Origin of the sequence: Apibacter adventoris, assembly GCF_002964965.1 — a bacterium.
GTDB lineage: Bacteria > Bacteroidota > Bacteroidia > Flavobacteriales > Weeksellaceae > Apibacter > Apibacter adventoris.
Genome location: NZ_PSZN01000023.1, coordinates 238,950 through 255,954, shown reverse-complemented (window position 1 = coordinate 255,954; position 17,005 = coordinate 238,950). Strand labels below are relative to the sequence as shown.

Here is a 17,005-nt window from a genome sequence, read left to right as displayed (position 1 = left end):
TTCTAATTATTCACAACAATTTCTAATATGTTTTTTTTGTTCTATTTCTAATGCTTTATTGGAAGGGGAAATCATATGAATGCCTAACCCTAACCCTCTTAAAATAAATAAAATCCCTAATATAGCAATGAAATATGGAAAGAATTTTAAAACTTTAGTCCTTATTTTCAAATTTACTACTTTCCCTATTAGAGTAGTAATAAACATAAAAGGAAATGTGCCCAACCCAAAAATAGCCATAAAAATCATTCCTTGTAAAATTCCTCCGGCAGCTATAGAAGAAGTGAGGGCTACATAAACAGCACCGCAAGGTAAAAATCCATTTAAAATCCCTGTTATGTATCTTGAAATATTTCCTTTTTTACCTAAAAATTTACTTAAGAATATTTTTATTTTAACCATAAATTTATTTATAGGTTTGAAATTTCCACCGATTTCTGTTGTTTTTCCAGGGAGTAAAACCATTAATAATAAAAGAATTCCGGATAAAATAGATATTTGTTTTTGATATCCTGCTATGTCTAAACTTTTTCCAACAATTCCAACAATTCCACCTAATATAGTATAAGTAGTAATTCTTCCTAATTGATAAAGTAGATTTTGTGTATAAAATTTAAATTTGTTATTGGAGTCTAGTCCTAATGAAAATGCAATAGGTCCACACATTCCTACACAATGAAAACCACTGAGTAATCCTAGGCTAAGCGCGGTATATAAATATATTCCATTTATTTCCATATTATGGGAACTTCCATTTGATAATTTATTTTATCTTTTGACCAATAAAGTTTTAGGGTATATTTTCCTTTAACAAGTATTTTATTAGGAATAAGAATTGTATTTTGCGGAGATAAATCTAAAAAATTTTTCTTAATATCCAGTTCTTTAGAATTTGCTCTAAATAAAAGAAATCTCCCTTTTGTATTTGTCAGATTAAATTCTTTTGGGAAAGTTATTAATATACCTGTTCTATCCATATTAATTTCCGGTCTTTCCTTTAATTTTGCAGCATTTTTAGTAGCATCAATTTCCTGTTGATAATTTATTTCTTCTTCATAATATTCATCGGTAACTAAATCATATGAATTTGAAAATTGATTACTAAATACCATAGAGCATATAAATAAAATGAAGCATATCAAGGCAGTTATAACTCCATGAGCCCAAGTAAATTTGAATTTCATAATTAAAATCTTAAGTTAGAAGGTCCTATAAAATTTGTTTTATATTGATCAATTTTCTTTCCCTTATCATCAAAAACCCCTATGATTATTTCTTCTTTAGTATTTTTTAAAGTAGATTTTGGGATTTTAACTGTAGCTATTCCTTTGAGTGTACTTTTTGCTTTTATGGAGAAATGGGTTCCATAACCTAATAAAAAAATTTCTGCATTTGTAGGTTGTATTACTTTGACATTTAAATTTTTATTTTCGGTTGTTTTATTAGCAAAAATAAATTGGTATTCATCAACAATAAGATTGTCTTCTACAGAAAACTGTGTTCCTGTTTCTTTTAGAAATTTTGTTTCCACACTAGATCTTATAAATAGCAAAGATGTACATACTGAAACTAAAATAATTAAGACCAAAGTATATGCAATGACTCGGGGAGTAAATTTAAACTTAGATCTTTTTTCAATCATATTTTCAGAAGCATATTTGATTAACCCGGTAGGAAATCCAATTTTTGTCATAACTTCATCACAAGCATCTATACAAGCTGTACAGTTTACACATTCTAATTGACTTCCATTTCTAATATCAATTCCGGTAGGACATACTGCAACACATTGTCCGCAATCAATGCAATCTCCTTTGCCAAGAGTTTTCCTATCTTCATTTTTTTTCCACTTACATCTACCCGCAGTACTTTCCCCTCTTATGAAATCATAAGCAACATTTATAGTGTCTTTATCGATTAAAACTCCTTGTAATCTGCCATAAGGACAAATAAAGGTACACGCTTGTTCTCTAAACCAGGCAAATACAAAATAAAATAAACTGGTAAAAATTAATAATCCTAAAAATGTAGAAATATTTTCTGATGGACCTTCAATTACTATTTTTTTTAATGCATCAATTCCAATTATATAAGAGAGAAATAAATTAGAAATAATGAAAGATATAATAGCAAAAATGGTCCATTTTAATAATTTTTTCCGTATTTTTTCACTATCCCAATTTTGCTTGTCTAGTCTTATCTGTTTATTTCTATCTCCTTCAATTAAATATTCTATTTTTCTGAATATATGTTCCATAAAAATGGTTTGTGGACAGATCCAACCACAAAAAATTCTACCATATATTACGGTAAAGACTATAATAAAAACAACAGATGTAACTAATCCAATAGCAAATAAATAAAAATCAGAGGGTGAAAAATATGCCCCGAAAATGTAAAATTGACGATTTAATATATCGAATAAAAAAAGTGGATTTCCTTTTATTTTAATGAATGGAGAAATAAATAAAAAAAGTAGCAAACAAGTACTTACTATATCTCTATATTTAGTATATTTTCCTTTAGGTTTCTTTGGATATACCCATTTTCTTTTTCCGGTTTGGTCAGCAGTTGCCAAAGTTGTTCTAAAACTATCATTTTCATTTTTTACATCTTGAGTTTCAGGCATCTTCTGATACATTTTATAGATATTTATAGTTATAAAGTGAAAATACGAAAAAGCCTATTTATTATAAGGAAGAATAAACAGACTTTTTGTATATATTATTTTATTTCTAATTAGAAGCAGCAGCCTCTTTTACAGTTCCTATTTTTACAGTTTTTCCTTCAGCAGCAGCAGCAGCAACTATTGCTTCTCCGCCTTTTACCCATGGAGCAATATCACCTTGCGGAGCCTTACCTTCAGATGATCCATCAGGGTTCTTTTTAGATTGTTGGTTTAATGAATATATGTAGCTGGATACTTTCATGATATCATTTCCTTTTAGCTCTCCGGTAGCGCCAAATGCTCGCATTGTTAGATCATTTTTACTACCATTCCATACCATGTAGAAAATATTTTTAAATTCATCGGTTTGATAAATATTGATCCAATAATCATCGGTTTGGTTAGGACCAGCAAGACCTGTACCTCCTTCACCATGACAAGTTTTACAAGTTTGGTCATAAATTTGCTTACCTTCTTCTACATTTTCAGGTTTATATTCTGCGGTTTCTAAAGTAGCCTGAGGAGCTGTTTTTTCATATTCTGTTATTTCAGCAAGTTGAGTTTTATATTCTTCATCGTATTCTTTATCAGGATGTGCAAAATCAGTAAATGAATAAGCAACAAAATATATGCAAGCAAAAGTTATAGTTACAGCAAATAATCCAATATACCATCTAGGTAATTGATTGTCTAGTTCTTTTATTCCGTCATATCCATGATCTAAAATTTCAACAGTACCGTCTTTTTCTTCTTGTGAATTTTTAAAGGCACTATTCCAAGCTCTTGTCCAAAAAGGAATTTTAAGTAATTCTAAATATTCCTTTTTTTCTTCTTCTGATAATTGTTTAAATTTTTCAGCATCAATCAATGTGTTTAATGAATTATTAATTAATAACAAAACAATTGAAATTGATATTGTTGATAAATATATGGGGCTTGTTATGAATTTAAAGTTCTCTAAGAACATATAAAATGCTCCTGTAATTAAGCATACTGCTATTATTAGGATTATTATAAATGGTGTTCTTGGTTTCATATTTTTAATTAGTATTGTTTAAATTAGTATCCTCATCAGGTTCATCTAAAGGTAAATTACTCATATCATGGTAATATTTTTTAGGTTTTTTTACAACCACAATGATTAAAAATAAAAAAAATAAAAAGAATAGCAAAAGCGCAATGCTTTGGTATATCGTCGCATTGTCAACTCCGGCTACTATTTTATTATAAAACTTTAGCATTGTAAATTAATTACTAGCTGTTTGTATTTGAGTTTTTTTTATGTCTGTACCCAACCTTTGTAAATAAGCAATTAATGCAATAATTTCTCTTTTTTCTAAAGGTACAAATTCCTTACCTTCTTTTTTAGCCTCTGCTAAAGAAGCATCATAACTTTTTTTATAGTCAGGACTGCTGGTAAAAATATCTGAAACAATTTTTTTTGCTTGGGCAGACATATTTGCTTGATAATTTTTTATATCTCCATCTGAATATTCTACTCCAAACCAATTTTTCATCAATTCGAGTTTTTCTTTTGTTTTGGATACATCTAATTTATTATATATAAGCCAAGGGTAACGAGGCATAATCGAACCGGGAGATGTAGATCTCGGATCTAGCATATGGGTAAAATGCCATGAACTTGGATTTTTTCCTCCTTCTCTGTGTAAATCGGGACCTGTTCTTTTAGATCCCCATAAAAATGGTCTGTCATAAACATATTCTCCGGCTTTTGAATACTCTCCGTATCGTACAACTTCATCTCTAAAAGGACGTATCATTTGTGAGTGACAGGCGTTACAACCTTCTCTTATATATAAATCTCTACCTTCTAGCTCAAGTGGTGTATAAGGTTTTACACTTGAAATTTGAGGTATATTGGATTTTACAAATAATGTGGGTAAAATTTCAATAGCTCCTCCTGTAGCTAATGCAATAAATGCTAAAATAATGAAATATAGAGGCATTCTTTCTAACCAAGAATGTGTTTTTTCATTTGTTCCTTTTTTTGGAGAAAGTTTTAAAGCAGGAGCTTCTGCATCTTCGTTAGCTAAGAATTTACCTTTTCTAACAGTGGCAATAATGTTAAAAGCTAAAAGAATTCCACCACATAGGTATAAAGAACCTCCGACAAATCTGAAAATGTAAAAATTTCTTAATGCAGTTACAGTTTCCAAAAAGTTTTTTGTTACAAGGGTACCGTCTGGATTAAATTGTTTCCACATTAATCCTTGGGTAAATCCACTCATATATAAAGGAACGGCATACAAAACTATTCCTAAAGTTGCTAACCAAAAATGCCAGTTTGCTAGTTTTACAGAGTATAATTTAGTTCTAAATATTCTAGGAATTATAAAGTATAACATTCCAAAGATCATCATTCCATTCCAACCTAAAGCTCCCACATGTACATGTGCTATAATCCAATCAGTAAAGTGCCCTATTTTATTTAATGTTTTAGTTGCTAAAATTGGACCTTCAAAAGTTGCCATTCCATAGCAAGTAACAGCTACAACGAACATTTTAAGTACAGGATCTTCTCTTACTTTATCCCATGCTCCTCTTAAGGTTAGTAAGCCATTTAACATTCCTCCCCAAGAAGGAGCTAATAACATGATTGAAAAAGCAGTACCCAGCATTTGCGTCCAGCCGGGAAGTGAAGTATATAATAGGTGGTGTGGCCCTGCCCACATATATACAAAAATTAATGACCAGAAATGTATAATTGATAGTTTATATGAAAATACAGGTCTATTTGCAGCCTTAGGTAAATAGTAATACATGAGTCCTAGGATAGGAGTTGTTAAGAAAAATGCTACTGCATTGTGCCCAAACCACCATTGTACTAATGCATCTTGTACTCCTGAATAGAGTGAGTAACTTTTTGGGTGTAAAATATTTCCATCTAAAGGTATTTCTAAATTGTTAAATACCCACAATAAAGTAATTCCTATCCAGGTTGCTATATAAAACCATAAGGCTACATACATATGTCCTACTCTTCTTTTAGCAATAGCAATAAACATATTTAAGCCAAATAGAATCCAAATTACCGCTACTAAAATATCAATAGGCCATTCATGTTCAGCATATTCTTTAGATGTGTTTATTCCCATAAGGAAAGTAACCGCCACTAATACAATAATTATTTGCCAACCCCAGAAATGTATCCAGGATATTAGATCATTAGTTCTTGTTTTTAAAAGTCTTTGAGCGGAATAATAAAAGCCTGTAAAGAATCCATTGCCTACGAAAGCATAAATTACTGCACTGGTATGCAGCATTCTAAGTCTTCCGTAACCAAGGAATCCTTGAGATTTTGCAAGGTCCATCCCATCATTTCCAAAAAAAACTTCTGGTAATGTTGGGAAAAACAACAATAATGCAACAGTAAGCCCTACTATAAAGCCAATAATAGCCCAAAATATTGTGGCATAAGCAAAAGCTTTTACTATTTTGTTGTCATACGAAAATTTCTGTGTTTCCATTTTTTGATTACGTAGTTACTTTATTATGATTGTCTTTTTTTTGTTCTGTTTTATCACCATTAGAGTTTGTTTGATTTTGGTCGGAGTCTAGTAATATTCTTACAGCTGGTGACTCATCATCATCAAATTGACCACTTTTTATACCATAAATAAATAGAGCTAAAAAGATAATAGCAAGTGAAACACTGCATAATATCATTAAATATAATATTTCCATAATTTAATATAGCTATAATAGCAAAAATACAGTTTATTTATTTCTAGGTATGATGATTTTTATCATATTTAATTATGAGATATAAATTTATAATCATTCTAAATAACATGCGTATTTAATTATTTGATTTTAAAGTTCTTGTATCCAACAAACAGTGTGGCTAATGTTGTGAATGTTACAATGGAAATAGAGCTTATAGGCATTAAAATAGCAGCTATTAAGGGTGATAATTCACCGGAAACGGCAAAGCTTAATCCAATGATATTATAACAAAAACTGATGAAAAAACATATATAAATTATATGTATTGTTGACTTTGAAAGCTTTAAAAATTTAGTAAGATATTCAAAACTGTTTCCATCTAATATAGCGTCTGAAGAAGGGGTAAAACTGTTTACATCATCAGCAATAGCAACTCCTACGTCAGCTTGTTTAAGAGCTCCTGCATCATTTAGACCATCGCCAAGCATCATGACAATTGTGCCTGGATTTTTCTGAATTTTTCTAATGTATTCTAATTTATCTTGGGGAGATTGGTTAAACTTCATAATGGTTTGTGCAGGAAATATCTTTTTTAAAAATTCTTTTTCAGAATCATTATCTCCACTTAATAGGGATATTTTATAATTTTTAAGGCTGTTTATAATATTTTGTGTATTTTTTCTATACTGGTTGGAGAATGCAAATCGTCCTTTGTATTTGCCATTATATTGAATGTAGACAGAGGTATCATTTTTAGCTAGATTTTTATCGCCTACAAATATAGGAGAACCAATTTTAATGTGAGTCTTATCTATTTCGCCTTGAATTCCTTTTCCAATAATTTCCTCAAAATTTTTGACAGGTATGTAATTATTATCTGTTGGTATAAATTCATATAAAGACCTGCATAGCGGATGGTTTGAATTTTGTAATACTGCTTTTATATTTTGCAATTCTTTAGGAGTTAGTGGTTCGCCTTCATAATTAATCTTAGCAGCTTTATTAATGGTTAAAGTCCCGGTTTTATCAAAAACGATATGATTTACTTTTGAAAGTTTTTCAATGGTAAGAGCATCTTTAACATAGAATTTTTTTCGTCCAAAAATACGCATCATATTCCCGATGGTAAATGGTGAAGATAATGCAAGAGCACAAGGACATGCTACAATTAATATGGCAGTAATTACCTGATACATTTGTGAAGTATTATTTTTCACAAAATACCAATACAAACCACTTAATATGGTAATTATGAATATGAAAATTACAAAATATTTGCTTATTTTATTGGTGAGAGTATCTATTTTAGAGTGATCTTTTTTAAAGGCATCATTGTTCCATAGTTGAGTTAAATAACTTTGATTTACTTCTTTAATTACTTCAAGTTCTAATATGGCACCTATTTGTTTTCCTCCGGCAAATATTTTTTCTCCATTTTTCTTTTGAATTAATTTGGATTCACCTGTTATAAAACTATTATCTATAAAAGCATCACCTTTAATTAAGATCGAATCTGTAGGTATAATTTCATTATTTCTAATTAAAATTCTATCCCCAACTTTTAAATCAGAAATTAGTATGTTTTCTTGTTTGTTATTAAAATCTATTTTTGTTATAGCAATAGGATAAAATGACTTATAATCTCTATCGAAGGCTAAGTATTTATAAGTTCTTTGTTGAAAATATTTACCCAGAAGCATAAAGAAAAGTAATCCACAAAGAGAGTCAAAATACCCGTTACTTATTCCTTCATATGCTTCATAACAACTTCTCAAAAATAAAGCTAAGATACCAACAACTATGGGTAAATCGATATTCAGATATTTGTTTTTTAAGGCCGCCCATGCGGATTTGTAATAATCAGAGGCGCAATACAATACTACGGGAAGAGACAAGAGAAACATTAGTATTCTAAATAAATGATTGTATTTATGTAACCATATGTCTCCTTCTTTATCCATAAATTCCGGAAAGGCAAGTAGCATTATATTACCAAAAGAAAATCCTGCAATCCCTATTTTGATAATTAATGATCGGTCTACTTTCTCAGGTTTTTTATCTGCAGTTTCTAAATTTATAATGGGTTTGTAGCCAAGATCAGTTAAAAAATAGGCTAATTCACTTAGTTTATATAATTCACTTTTATATGCAATTTGTACGGTTTTTGTAGTAAAATTAACAGTTGAGTAAATTATGTTTTTATTAATTTCTTTTAAGCTTTCTAATAACCAAACACATGAGCTGCAATGTATAACCGGTATTTTGAAAGTTACCAGAGTAGTTCCATCTTCCGAATAATCTATAATTTTATTAAAAATTAAAGGAGTATCTAAAAAATCGAAGTGATTTTGATTTTTTTCTGGTTTAATCCCTGCTTTTTCATTTAATTCGTAATAATTTTCAAGATTGTTTTGATTTAAAATTTCATAGACAGTTTTACATCCGTTGCAACAAAAAATTTTCCCATCAAATTCTATTCTTACATCTTCAATATTTTGTCCACAATGAAAACAAAATTCGCTCATATTTAGATAAAATCAATTAACGTGTATACAAAGATATTGCTTTATTTAAAAATAAAATATTATTTTTGCAATGAATTGAACACACAAAATGACAAATATCATGACAAAAGATTCGGTAGATTTAATCCTTTCAGAATTAAAGAATAAGGAGATTTTGGATCAATTTACCAAAGAAGAGATGGATATTCTGGATAAGGAAATGAGAGAAATTCACTACGAAAAAGGGCAAGAAATTATTCATGAGGGATATAAACCTACAGGAATTTACGGAATACTTCGTGGTACAGCTAAGCTTTATAAGAGTGGATTTAATGGTAAAGAACAAATATTAAGATTTACTAAAAAAGGAGATCTTGTAGGCTATCGTTCTTTATTAGGTGGAGAAAGTTTTAGTGCATCTTGTACTGTATTGGAGGAAGTGAATGCTGTATATGTACCTGAACTTATTTTTCACAAATTATTGGAAATAAGTTCGAAAGTGTCTTTTGATATATTGAAAAAAATATCACAAGATTTAGGAGAAGCAGGTAAAACTATTACTCTTCTAGCTCAAAAAACTGTTCGGGAAAGGTTGGCAGAGATTTTACTTTTTTTAGAAAATAAATTAGGTATGGATAGTGAAGGTTTTATTAAAATAACTTTAACTAGAGAGGAAATGGCGAATTTAATCGGTACAGCAACTGAAAGTGCAATAAGGTTAATTTCAGAATTTAAAACTGATGATTTAATTGAGGTGGAAGGTAGAAAGATTAAAATATTAAATCATCAAAAATTAACCCGTTTGGGACATGTAATAGCTTAATTATATAAGTTTATATCTAAAAAAATTATCTTTGAATTTTCAAAGATAATTTTTTTTATTCATTAAATTCCAGCCATCTAAATTCTTTTTCTTCTATTTTTTGAATAACAGCTTCCAGTTGGGTACTTATTTTTTGAATTTCTTCAAAATTTAAGTTAGGATTTGAAATTAATTCTGTTAAATTCTCTTTTTCTTTTTCCAATTTCGGAATTTCTTTTTCTAAAAGTTCCAATTCCCTTTTTTCTTTAAAAGATAGTTTTTTAGTTTTATTTATTTCCTCATTTATTGGTGGGCTTATATTTATTTTTTTGGATTTTTCTTTTTCATCTTTAGTATTTTCCAGTTCTTTTTTCTGGAGATAATACTGTGTGTAATTACCTATGAACCAAGATGTTTTTCCTTCACCTTCAAATATCATTAGTTCATCTGTTACTTTATCCATAAAGTATCTGTCATGGCTTACAATAAGTAAACATCCTTGGTATTCGTTAAGGAAGTTTTCCAGAACCGTCAGTGTAGGCAGGTCCAAATCATTAGTAGGTTCATCTAAGATAAGAAAATTAGGATTTTTAAATAATACAGATAAAAGTTGAAGGCGTTTTCGTTCTCCTCCGCTTAGTTTAGCAATAGGTGTATATTGAGTTTCCGGCGTAAAAAGAAACATTTCTAAAAATTGGGAGGCTATTAATTGTTTACCGTTGGAGAGGGGGAAATAATCTGCAATTTCTTTAACAAAATCTATAACTCTTAGTTCTTCTTTGAAATTAATGCCTCCTTGTTTAAAATGTCCTATATTTACTGTTTCACCACGTTCTATGATCCCGGAATCTATATTTTCTTTATTTTCAAGAATTTTTAAAAAAGTAGTTTTCCCTACACCGTTTTTTCCAATAATTCCGATTTTTGAACCTCTGGCAAAAGAATGAGAAAAATTGTCTAATATAATTTTATCTCCATATTGTTTAGAAACATTCTTCATTTCAATGATTTTTTTCCCCAAACGAGTCATTTGCATATCAAGTTGTACATTAGAATCATTGATTTTCTGTTTAGATTTTTCTTCGGTAATATAGAAATTATCAATTCTGCTTTTTGATTTAGAGGTACGTGCCTTGGGCTGACGTCTCATCCATTCAAGTTCTTTTCTATATAGGTTTTTAGCTTTATCGGTTTGGGCTATTTGATTTTCGATTCGTAGTGCTTTATTAGATATATAGGTTTCATAATCTCCATTATGTGTATAAATGGTTTCATCTTCTAATTCTAAAATTTTAGTACAGATAGAATCTAGAAAATACCGATCATGAGTAACCAAAATTAAAGTTTTATTTTCTTTGTTCAGGAAATATTCCAACCATTCTACCATATCAATATCCAAATGATTGGTTGGTTCATCAAGAATAAGCAAAATGTGGCCTTTTTCAAAGCTTATATCAATTAAAAATTTGGCTAGAGCAATTCTTTTTCGTTGACCTCCGGATAAAGATTCAATTTTTTGAGAAAGAAAATCTATTTTTAATTTAGATATAATTTCTTTTATAATAGGCTCAACTTTCCACCCTTCCAGTTGGTCCATTTTTTCAATCAGTTTTATTAAATCTGGATTTTCCGGATCTTCTTCTGCCATTTTGTCGTATTGACACACAATATCTAAAATAGGGTTGGAGTGTGTAAATATGTAATCTTTGGTCAAAAGATTGTTATCAAATGAATCGTTTTGTTCAAACATTATTGTTTTAACATCTTTATTGAGTATTACTTCTCCTGAATCTGAAGTTTCTTTTCCGGCCAATATTTTTAGTAAGGTCGATTTTCCACTGCCATTTTTAGCTACTAAGGCAATTTGATCGCCTTCATTAATATGAAAAGTGACATTATTAAAAAGCGAACGTATACCAAAAGATTTGCTTAAATTATTTACGGAAAGGTAGTTCATATATTCAAAAATAAAAATGAGGGGTAAAGGTATTTATATTTTTTGAAATATGCCTATCTGTAATTTTTGGGTTTAAATTTATATTGGCCAACTGTTATGAGAATGTGCTGTATAAGTATATTTGAAATAATAAAACAAAATAAATTTTATCTTACATTAGCTTTTCATTTCAATTTTTGTCAGGTATAAAATTTAATCTATGAAAAAAGTAGTAAGTAAAAATTATACAAAAATAATCCATATACTCACAAAAGCTTTTGTAAATAATAAATCGGTGAATTATGTCTTAAAACAAAAAAAGGAAAAATATATTTCAAGATTGATGGATTATTCTCTATATATGGGAGAAAAATTTGGAAAGATATTGATAAATGAAGAAGAAACCGCCTGTGCTATACTCATAGACCACAAAAAAAAGAAAACTACTTTAGGCACCCTTATACAAGATATAAAATTTGCTTGCTGTATTAGTGGATTAAAAAATGCCCAAAAAGTAGTGAAAAAAGAAAAGATTACTCATGAAACACTACCTAAAAATATTGATTTTATTCAGCTTTGGTTTTTTGGTGTAGATGTTTTACAGCAAGATAAAGGAATAGGATCTGGTTTTTTACAAGAGGTTATAGAATATTATAAGGAAAAAAAGAAGCTATTGTTTTAGAAACATCAACATTAAAAAATATTCCATTTTATGAAAAAAATGGATTTAAAATATATAGTGTGAATAAAGAAGATTTCGGGTTTGATTTTTATTTTTTAATATATAGATATTAGTAAAGTTTAAAAATTTTAAAAAAAATAGAAGGTTATATAGATTCAAGTCCTTTTCTTTCGGCATTATCTTATAAATCGTCTTTTATTGAAAGAAAGTAGTAGTAAAATATATAATGATTGAGATTTTTAAACAATTTAGGTTTTATAAACCAACTAATTTTCTTTTTTGAATTAGAGTAGCTAAAAGATATTTTATATCAGGATAAAAAATTACATTTGTATAATTTAAAGGTATTTAAAAAATAATTGAAAAATATATCAATGATAGAATTGAAAAACAATGATAAAAAGAAGGGCTTAAGAATATTAATTATACTTAAGAAATAATACTTCGAATTTAATAAATTAGATAAATATTTAGGAGAGCTATCATAAGTGCTTGATGCGATTCTATTTAAATTTGTTCACATTATAGAGGCTTTCATGAAGGATATTGCATTGGCTTTAAATGAAGAGAAAATATGAAATAGTGATTTATTTGGAAAAGAAGGACGAGTAATATATAGTAATGGATTAACAATTATCAATCTCTTAAAATTATAAAAGAAATTGAGCCTATAAAGAAATCTTTTATTCAAACTCATTATAAAGCAAAAGATTGGGAATATAAAGAAGAATATAGATTAACAAAGCTATTTTTTATTTCAACTAATGGATTTAAGCTACCTGAGAATAAAGATAGAACTGTTTCAATTACAGACAATTTTATTGAAGAAATAAATTTAGAATTAAATATATTCCAAAAACACAAGGATAAAATAATTCTAATATATAAAAATAAAAATATAAAAGTCTATCAGATAACTAAAATACCTTTTAAATTCTTATTAGATAGGTAAGAAATAATAAGTAAAAAATAATTGATTCAATAATATGATTACTCAAATAGAACAAGCTTTATTAAGATGTAGTGGTGATAAGTTTGCAAATATATCACGTTTATATTTATCTTATAAATATGAGTTAGTATATTCTACTGGATTTGTTAAAGGTAAAGAAAAATCTAAAAAAGGAACACCTGATAATTTTGTCTTATTTAAAGATTATTATATATACAATGAAATTACTACTCAAGAAACAAGGCTTGATGAAAAATTAAAAAAAGACATAGCTCATTGTTTTAAACAGAAAGATATTCCAATAAATAGAATATTAAAGATTGTTTTAATTTGTAATGGAGAAATTACTCCAAAGCTTTTAGAAGACTTAACTAATTACAAGAATAATATAAATAAATTAGTTGAATTAGAGGTTATTGGAGTAGATACATTTGCCAATATTATATTTAAAGATTATCCATCCTTAGGGAAGGAATTAGATATACCTATTGATACTGGACAAATTTTAGAATTAAATGATTTCGTAAGACAATATGAAAAATCAAAATTTGCAACCCCTTTAACCAACCATTTTTTTAATAGAGAAAAGGAATTAAAAGAAGGTAGTGCATATTTAGAAAGTGAAGATATAATTCTTATTTCAGGTCAGGCAGGAGTTGGAAAAACCAAATTTTCTCTAAAACTTGTAGAAGAATATAGAAATAAATATCCCTCTTATCATGTAAAATATGTAAAAGCAAATGGAAATCAAGGTATTTGGGAAGATTTAAAAATACAGTTAATCAAGGAAAATAATTATTTGCTTGTAATTGATGATGCTAATAAACTGAAAACAAATTTAGAATCAATATTGAATTTTAAAAATGTGTATAATAAAGAAAAAATTAAACTAATTTTTACTGTAAGAAATTATTTAAAAAGTGAAGTGGACTATTTATTAAAGGATTTTTTACTTATAGAACTTAAAAATTTTGAAAAAGATGAATTAAAAGATATTTTAACTTCTACTGATTTTAATATTACTAATTATTACGCAGATAAGATTTATTCTATTTCTAAAGGAAACTCAAGAATTGCTATAATGGCTGCTAAAGCTGGAATTAATAATGATATAGAAAAAATAAACAATGCCTCAATAATTCTTGAAGAATATTTTTCTTCTGTCAATCAAAGTATTAAATCTGATACGGCTTTACTAAAAGTAGCTGGAGTTTTATCAGTTTTTAGAATTATTGACTTTTCAAATACTAAAATAATAGAAGAAATTAAAAAGTATTTTAATATATCTGAAAACATTTTAAGGGAAAAACTGGATTTGTTATATAAAAATGAAATAGCGGATGAATATAAAAACACTTATAAAATAGCAGACCAAATTTTAGGAGAATATATTTTTTATTTAGTATTTATAAAAGAAAAGTATTTGTCTTTTAAACTATTATTAGAAGTTTACTTTGATGAGCATAAAATTTTATTAATGGATATTTTATCTCCAATTGTGAGCAATTATGGGTTTGAAGAAATAAAAAGTAAAATACATAATGATGTACTAAACAAATGGAAATCAATTGATTGTTATAATAAAAAACTAAAATATTTGAAAGACTTTTGGTTTTATTTACCAACAGAAACTTTATTATTTCTAAATAAATCCATTTCCAATAAAAAAAAATGTGATATAAATAAATACTTATTTACCATTTATGACGATAACAGAATAGGGGCATATGATGATGAAATTATAGATATTTTAATTAATTTCCAACAATTTCCAGATAAATTTGGATTGGCTTTAGAAATTCTCTTTAAATATGGGCTATCAACTCAAGAATTATTCTCCAAATTATTAAAAGCTCTTACTCAATCTTTTGCCTATGGGGAATATAGTTATGAGACAAAATATAATATACCTATAAAAGTATTTGATTATTTATATTCTAAAGTATCAGAAAATGAGGTTTTTTATTCAAGGATAATACTTTTTATTGCAACAAAATATTTGATTGATAGTTATCAGGTTATTTCAAGTGAAGGTTTGAAATTTTATATAGGTGAAAAACTTGTTTGTTTAACTACAGAACAGAAGAAGTTTAGACATAAACTTTGGGATTTCATTTTTAATTGTTATAAAAATAATGGTATAAAAGAATACGTTTATGAATTCTTTGAAAATCATCATTATTCAATGCATGTAAAAATTAATAAATCTGTAATTAAATTTGATAGAGATTTAATTACTGAATTTATAAAAGATAATTTTTCTAACAAATCTTATAAAGATGTGTATATTGTGTACGAATATACAGAAGAATTAAAAAATGCTGATATTGAATATGATATAGTACTTGATTCAAAAATTCAGAATAAAGATTTTGAAATATGGTTGTTATTGTATGAAACAGTACATGAAAATAAAAATAATTTACTTTTTGAAAAAATAAAAGATTATGGGTTAGAGGATTATATAACTCTTTTAAATAGCATAAATAACATTTATAAAAAAGTAGGGTATGAAGAATTTTCCCAAAACTTTTCTATAGTATATCATTCAATTTATGAGATGTTTGTAGATTTAGCTCGTAAAGATTTTGATTTATTCCTTCAAGTTTTAGAAAAATTATTTGAATATGACTATTTTGTTGATATGTCTTTAGGAAACATATTTATTAAACTTGATTATGATTTGCCAAAAACTAAAAAGTTAAAAGATATTTTACAAAAGAATACAAAAATAGAAAATATATATATTTCTCTACTTGTTAATATACCTAAAGATTTTATTACTATTGAAGATTATTTATACTACTATAAATTATTACAAGACCAGAATACTAATCACTTTTATTTTTGGTGTATTGACTCAATTTTAGAAAAGTTAGAAAATTTAGAATTAGATTTAAATCAAGAAGTATCTAAAATTATTGATATCATTTATCAAAAAATTAAAACAAGTAATGCTTATTTAGATCTTAGAGATTCATTATTTAATTTTATCTATAATAAATATCCTTCTGTTTTTATTAAGAAATTAGATATAATAAAAAAAATATACTTATATTTTAATAAAAAAAACAATTATTTTGACAATAATTTGAATATATTAAAATGTATTTTGGTAAAATCCCCTAATTTCATAATTAAATTATTAAAATCTAAATTTAATGAAAACACATTCATTAGTAGAAATGACTTAAATGTTTTTAATTTTTGTAAACTTTGGGAACTCAATAATCCGGAAGAAATATTTATAAATATAATTAAATATTTCAATGGTTCTCTTTTTATATTATCTAATACACCATCAGCAATTGTAAGTCTATTTAGAGGTAACAATAAACAAGAATCAGACTTTCTCCTATCCTTAATTAGTATTTCTGATAAAAGGATGTTAAGAACTATTTTTAATGTTATAGTCTGTAAATTTAAAGACAAAAAATTTGAATTTTTGCTAAAAATACTTAAAAAAGATAATGATTTAGAATTTTTTAAAACTTTAGACTTATACATGTTAAGTACTATTTATTCAGGAAGTGGAATTCCAAGAATGGAGTATAAAATTTCTGAATTAGAGAAAACAATAGATTTTTTTCAATCTTTAAATGATATGAAATATTTAGAACATATTAAATATTTGGAGGATACTATTATGTATACTAAGATAGAGATTGAATATGAAAGAAAAAGAGAATTTATTAATAAATGGAGTGTTTAATAAATTAAGTGTTAAAAGGATTATAATAAAACAAAGAATGCTGTCCTTCGAAAAAACAAAAA

General features: G+C 27.1%; 12 protein-coding genes. 3 read left to right on the top strand and 9 right to left on the bottom strand.

Annotated features, from left to right (window positions below):
- Positions 1 to 6: 6 nt before the first annotated feature.
- The 8 genes from C4S76_RS10840 to C4S76_RS10805 form a co-directional block, all read right to left on the bottom strand.
- Positions 7 to 738: a sulfite exporter TauE/SafE family protein gene (locus C4S76_RS10840; protein WP_105194483.1), complete on the bottom strand. Its 732-nt coding sequence runs from the start codon at positions 736 to 738 to the stop codon at positions 7 to 9.
- On the bottom strand, positions 729 to 1,184 hold the full coding sequence (locus C4S76_RS10835; RefSeq protein WP_105194482.1) for a FixH family protein: 456 nt from the start codon (positions 1,182 to 1,184) through the stop codon (positions 729 to 731). The genes C4S76_RS10840 and C4S76_RS10835 overlap by 10 nt, the downstream gene beginning before the upstream one ends.
- A gap of 2 nt (positions 1,185 to 1,186) precedes the next feature.
- On the bottom strand, positions 1,187 to 2,641 hold the full coding sequence (gene ccoG / locus C4S76_RS10830) for a cytochrome c oxidase accessory protein CcoG (protein WP_105194481.1): 1,455 nt from the start codon (positions 2,639 to 2,641) through the stop codon (positions 1,187 to 1,189).
- Between the two features lie 94 nt (positions 2,642 to 2,735).
- Positions 2,736 to 3,704 (bottom strand): cbb3-type cytochrome c oxidase N-terminal domain-containing protein, encoded by a 969-nt coding sequence (locus tag C4S76_RS10825; RefSeq protein ID WP_105194480.1) that lies wholly within the window; start codon positions 3,702 to 3,704, stop codon positions 2,736 to 2,738.
- A gap of 4 nt (positions 3,705 to 3,708) precedes the next feature.
- Complete coding sequence (locus tag C4S76_RS10820; protein ID WP_105194479.1) at positions 3,709 to 3,909, bottom strand: CcoQ/FixQ family Cbb3-type cytochrome c oxidase assembly chaperone; 201 nt, start codon at positions 3,907 to 3,909, stop codon at positions 3,709 to 3,711.
- 6 nt (positions 3,910 to 3,915) lie between these two features.
- On the bottom strand, positions 3,916 to 6,156 hold the full coding sequence (ccoN, locus tag C4S76_RS10815) for a cytochrome-c oxidase, cbb3-type subunit I (protein WP_105194478.1): 2,241 nt from the start codon (positions 6,154 to 6,156) through the stop codon (positions 3,916 to 3,918).
- Positions 6,157 to 6,163: 7 nt separating this feature from the next.
- On the bottom strand, positions 6,164 to 6,355 hold the full coding sequence (gene ccoS / locus C4S76_RS10810) for a cbb3-type cytochrome oxidase assembly protein CcoS (protein WP_394335592.1): 192 nt from the start codon (positions 6,353 to 6,355) through the stop codon (positions 6,164 to 6,166).
- A gap of 137 nt (positions 6,356 to 6,492) precedes the next feature.
- Positions 6,493 to 8,880 carry a heavy metal translocating P-type ATPase gene (locus C4S76_RS10805; RefSeq protein ID WP_105194476.1) on the bottom strand — a complete coding sequence of 796 codons (2,388 nt, stop codon included), beginning with the start codon at positions 8,878 to 8,880 and terminating at the stop codon, positions 6,493 to 6,495.
- Between the two features lie 100 nt (positions 8,881 to 8,980).
- Here C4S76_RS10805 and C4S76_RS10800 point away from each other — a divergent pair, with 100 nt between their 5' ends.
- Positions 8,981 to 9,682: a Crp/Fnr family transcriptional regulator gene (locus C4S76_RS10800; RefSeq protein ID WP_105194475.1), complete on the top strand. Its 702-nt coding sequence runs from the start codon at positions 8,981 to 8,983 to the stop codon at positions 9,680 to 9,682.
- 55 nt (positions 9,683 to 9,737) lie between these two features.
- Here the strand turns inward: C4S76_RS10800 and C4S76_RS10795 are convergent, their stop codons facing one another.
- Positions 9,738 to 11,618 carry an ABC-F family ATP-binding cassette domain-containing protein gene (locus C4S76_RS10795; RefSeq protein WP_105194474.1) on the bottom strand — a complete coding sequence of 627 codons (1,881 nt, stop codon included), beginning with the start codon at positions 11,616 to 11,618 and terminating at the stop codon, positions 9,738 to 9,740.
- Between the two features lie 199 nt (positions 11,619 to 11,817).
- On the opposite strand from C4S76_RS10795, the gene C4S76_RS10790 reads away from it, so the two are divergent.
- Positions 11,818 to 12,279: a hypothetical protein gene (locus tag C4S76_RS10790; protein ID WP_105194473.1), complete on the top strand. Its 462-nt coding sequence runs from the start codon at positions 11,818 to 11,820 to the stop codon at positions 12,277 to 12,279.
- Positions 12,280 to 13,265: 986 nt separating this feature from the next.
- Positions 13,266 to 16,943, top strand: a complete 3,678-nt coding sequence (locus C4S76_RS10785) for an nSTAND3 domain-containing NTPase (protein ID WP_105194472.1) — start codon at positions 13,266 to 13,268, stop codon at positions 16,941 to 16,943.
- Positions 16,944 to 17,005: the final 62 nt, after the last annotated feature.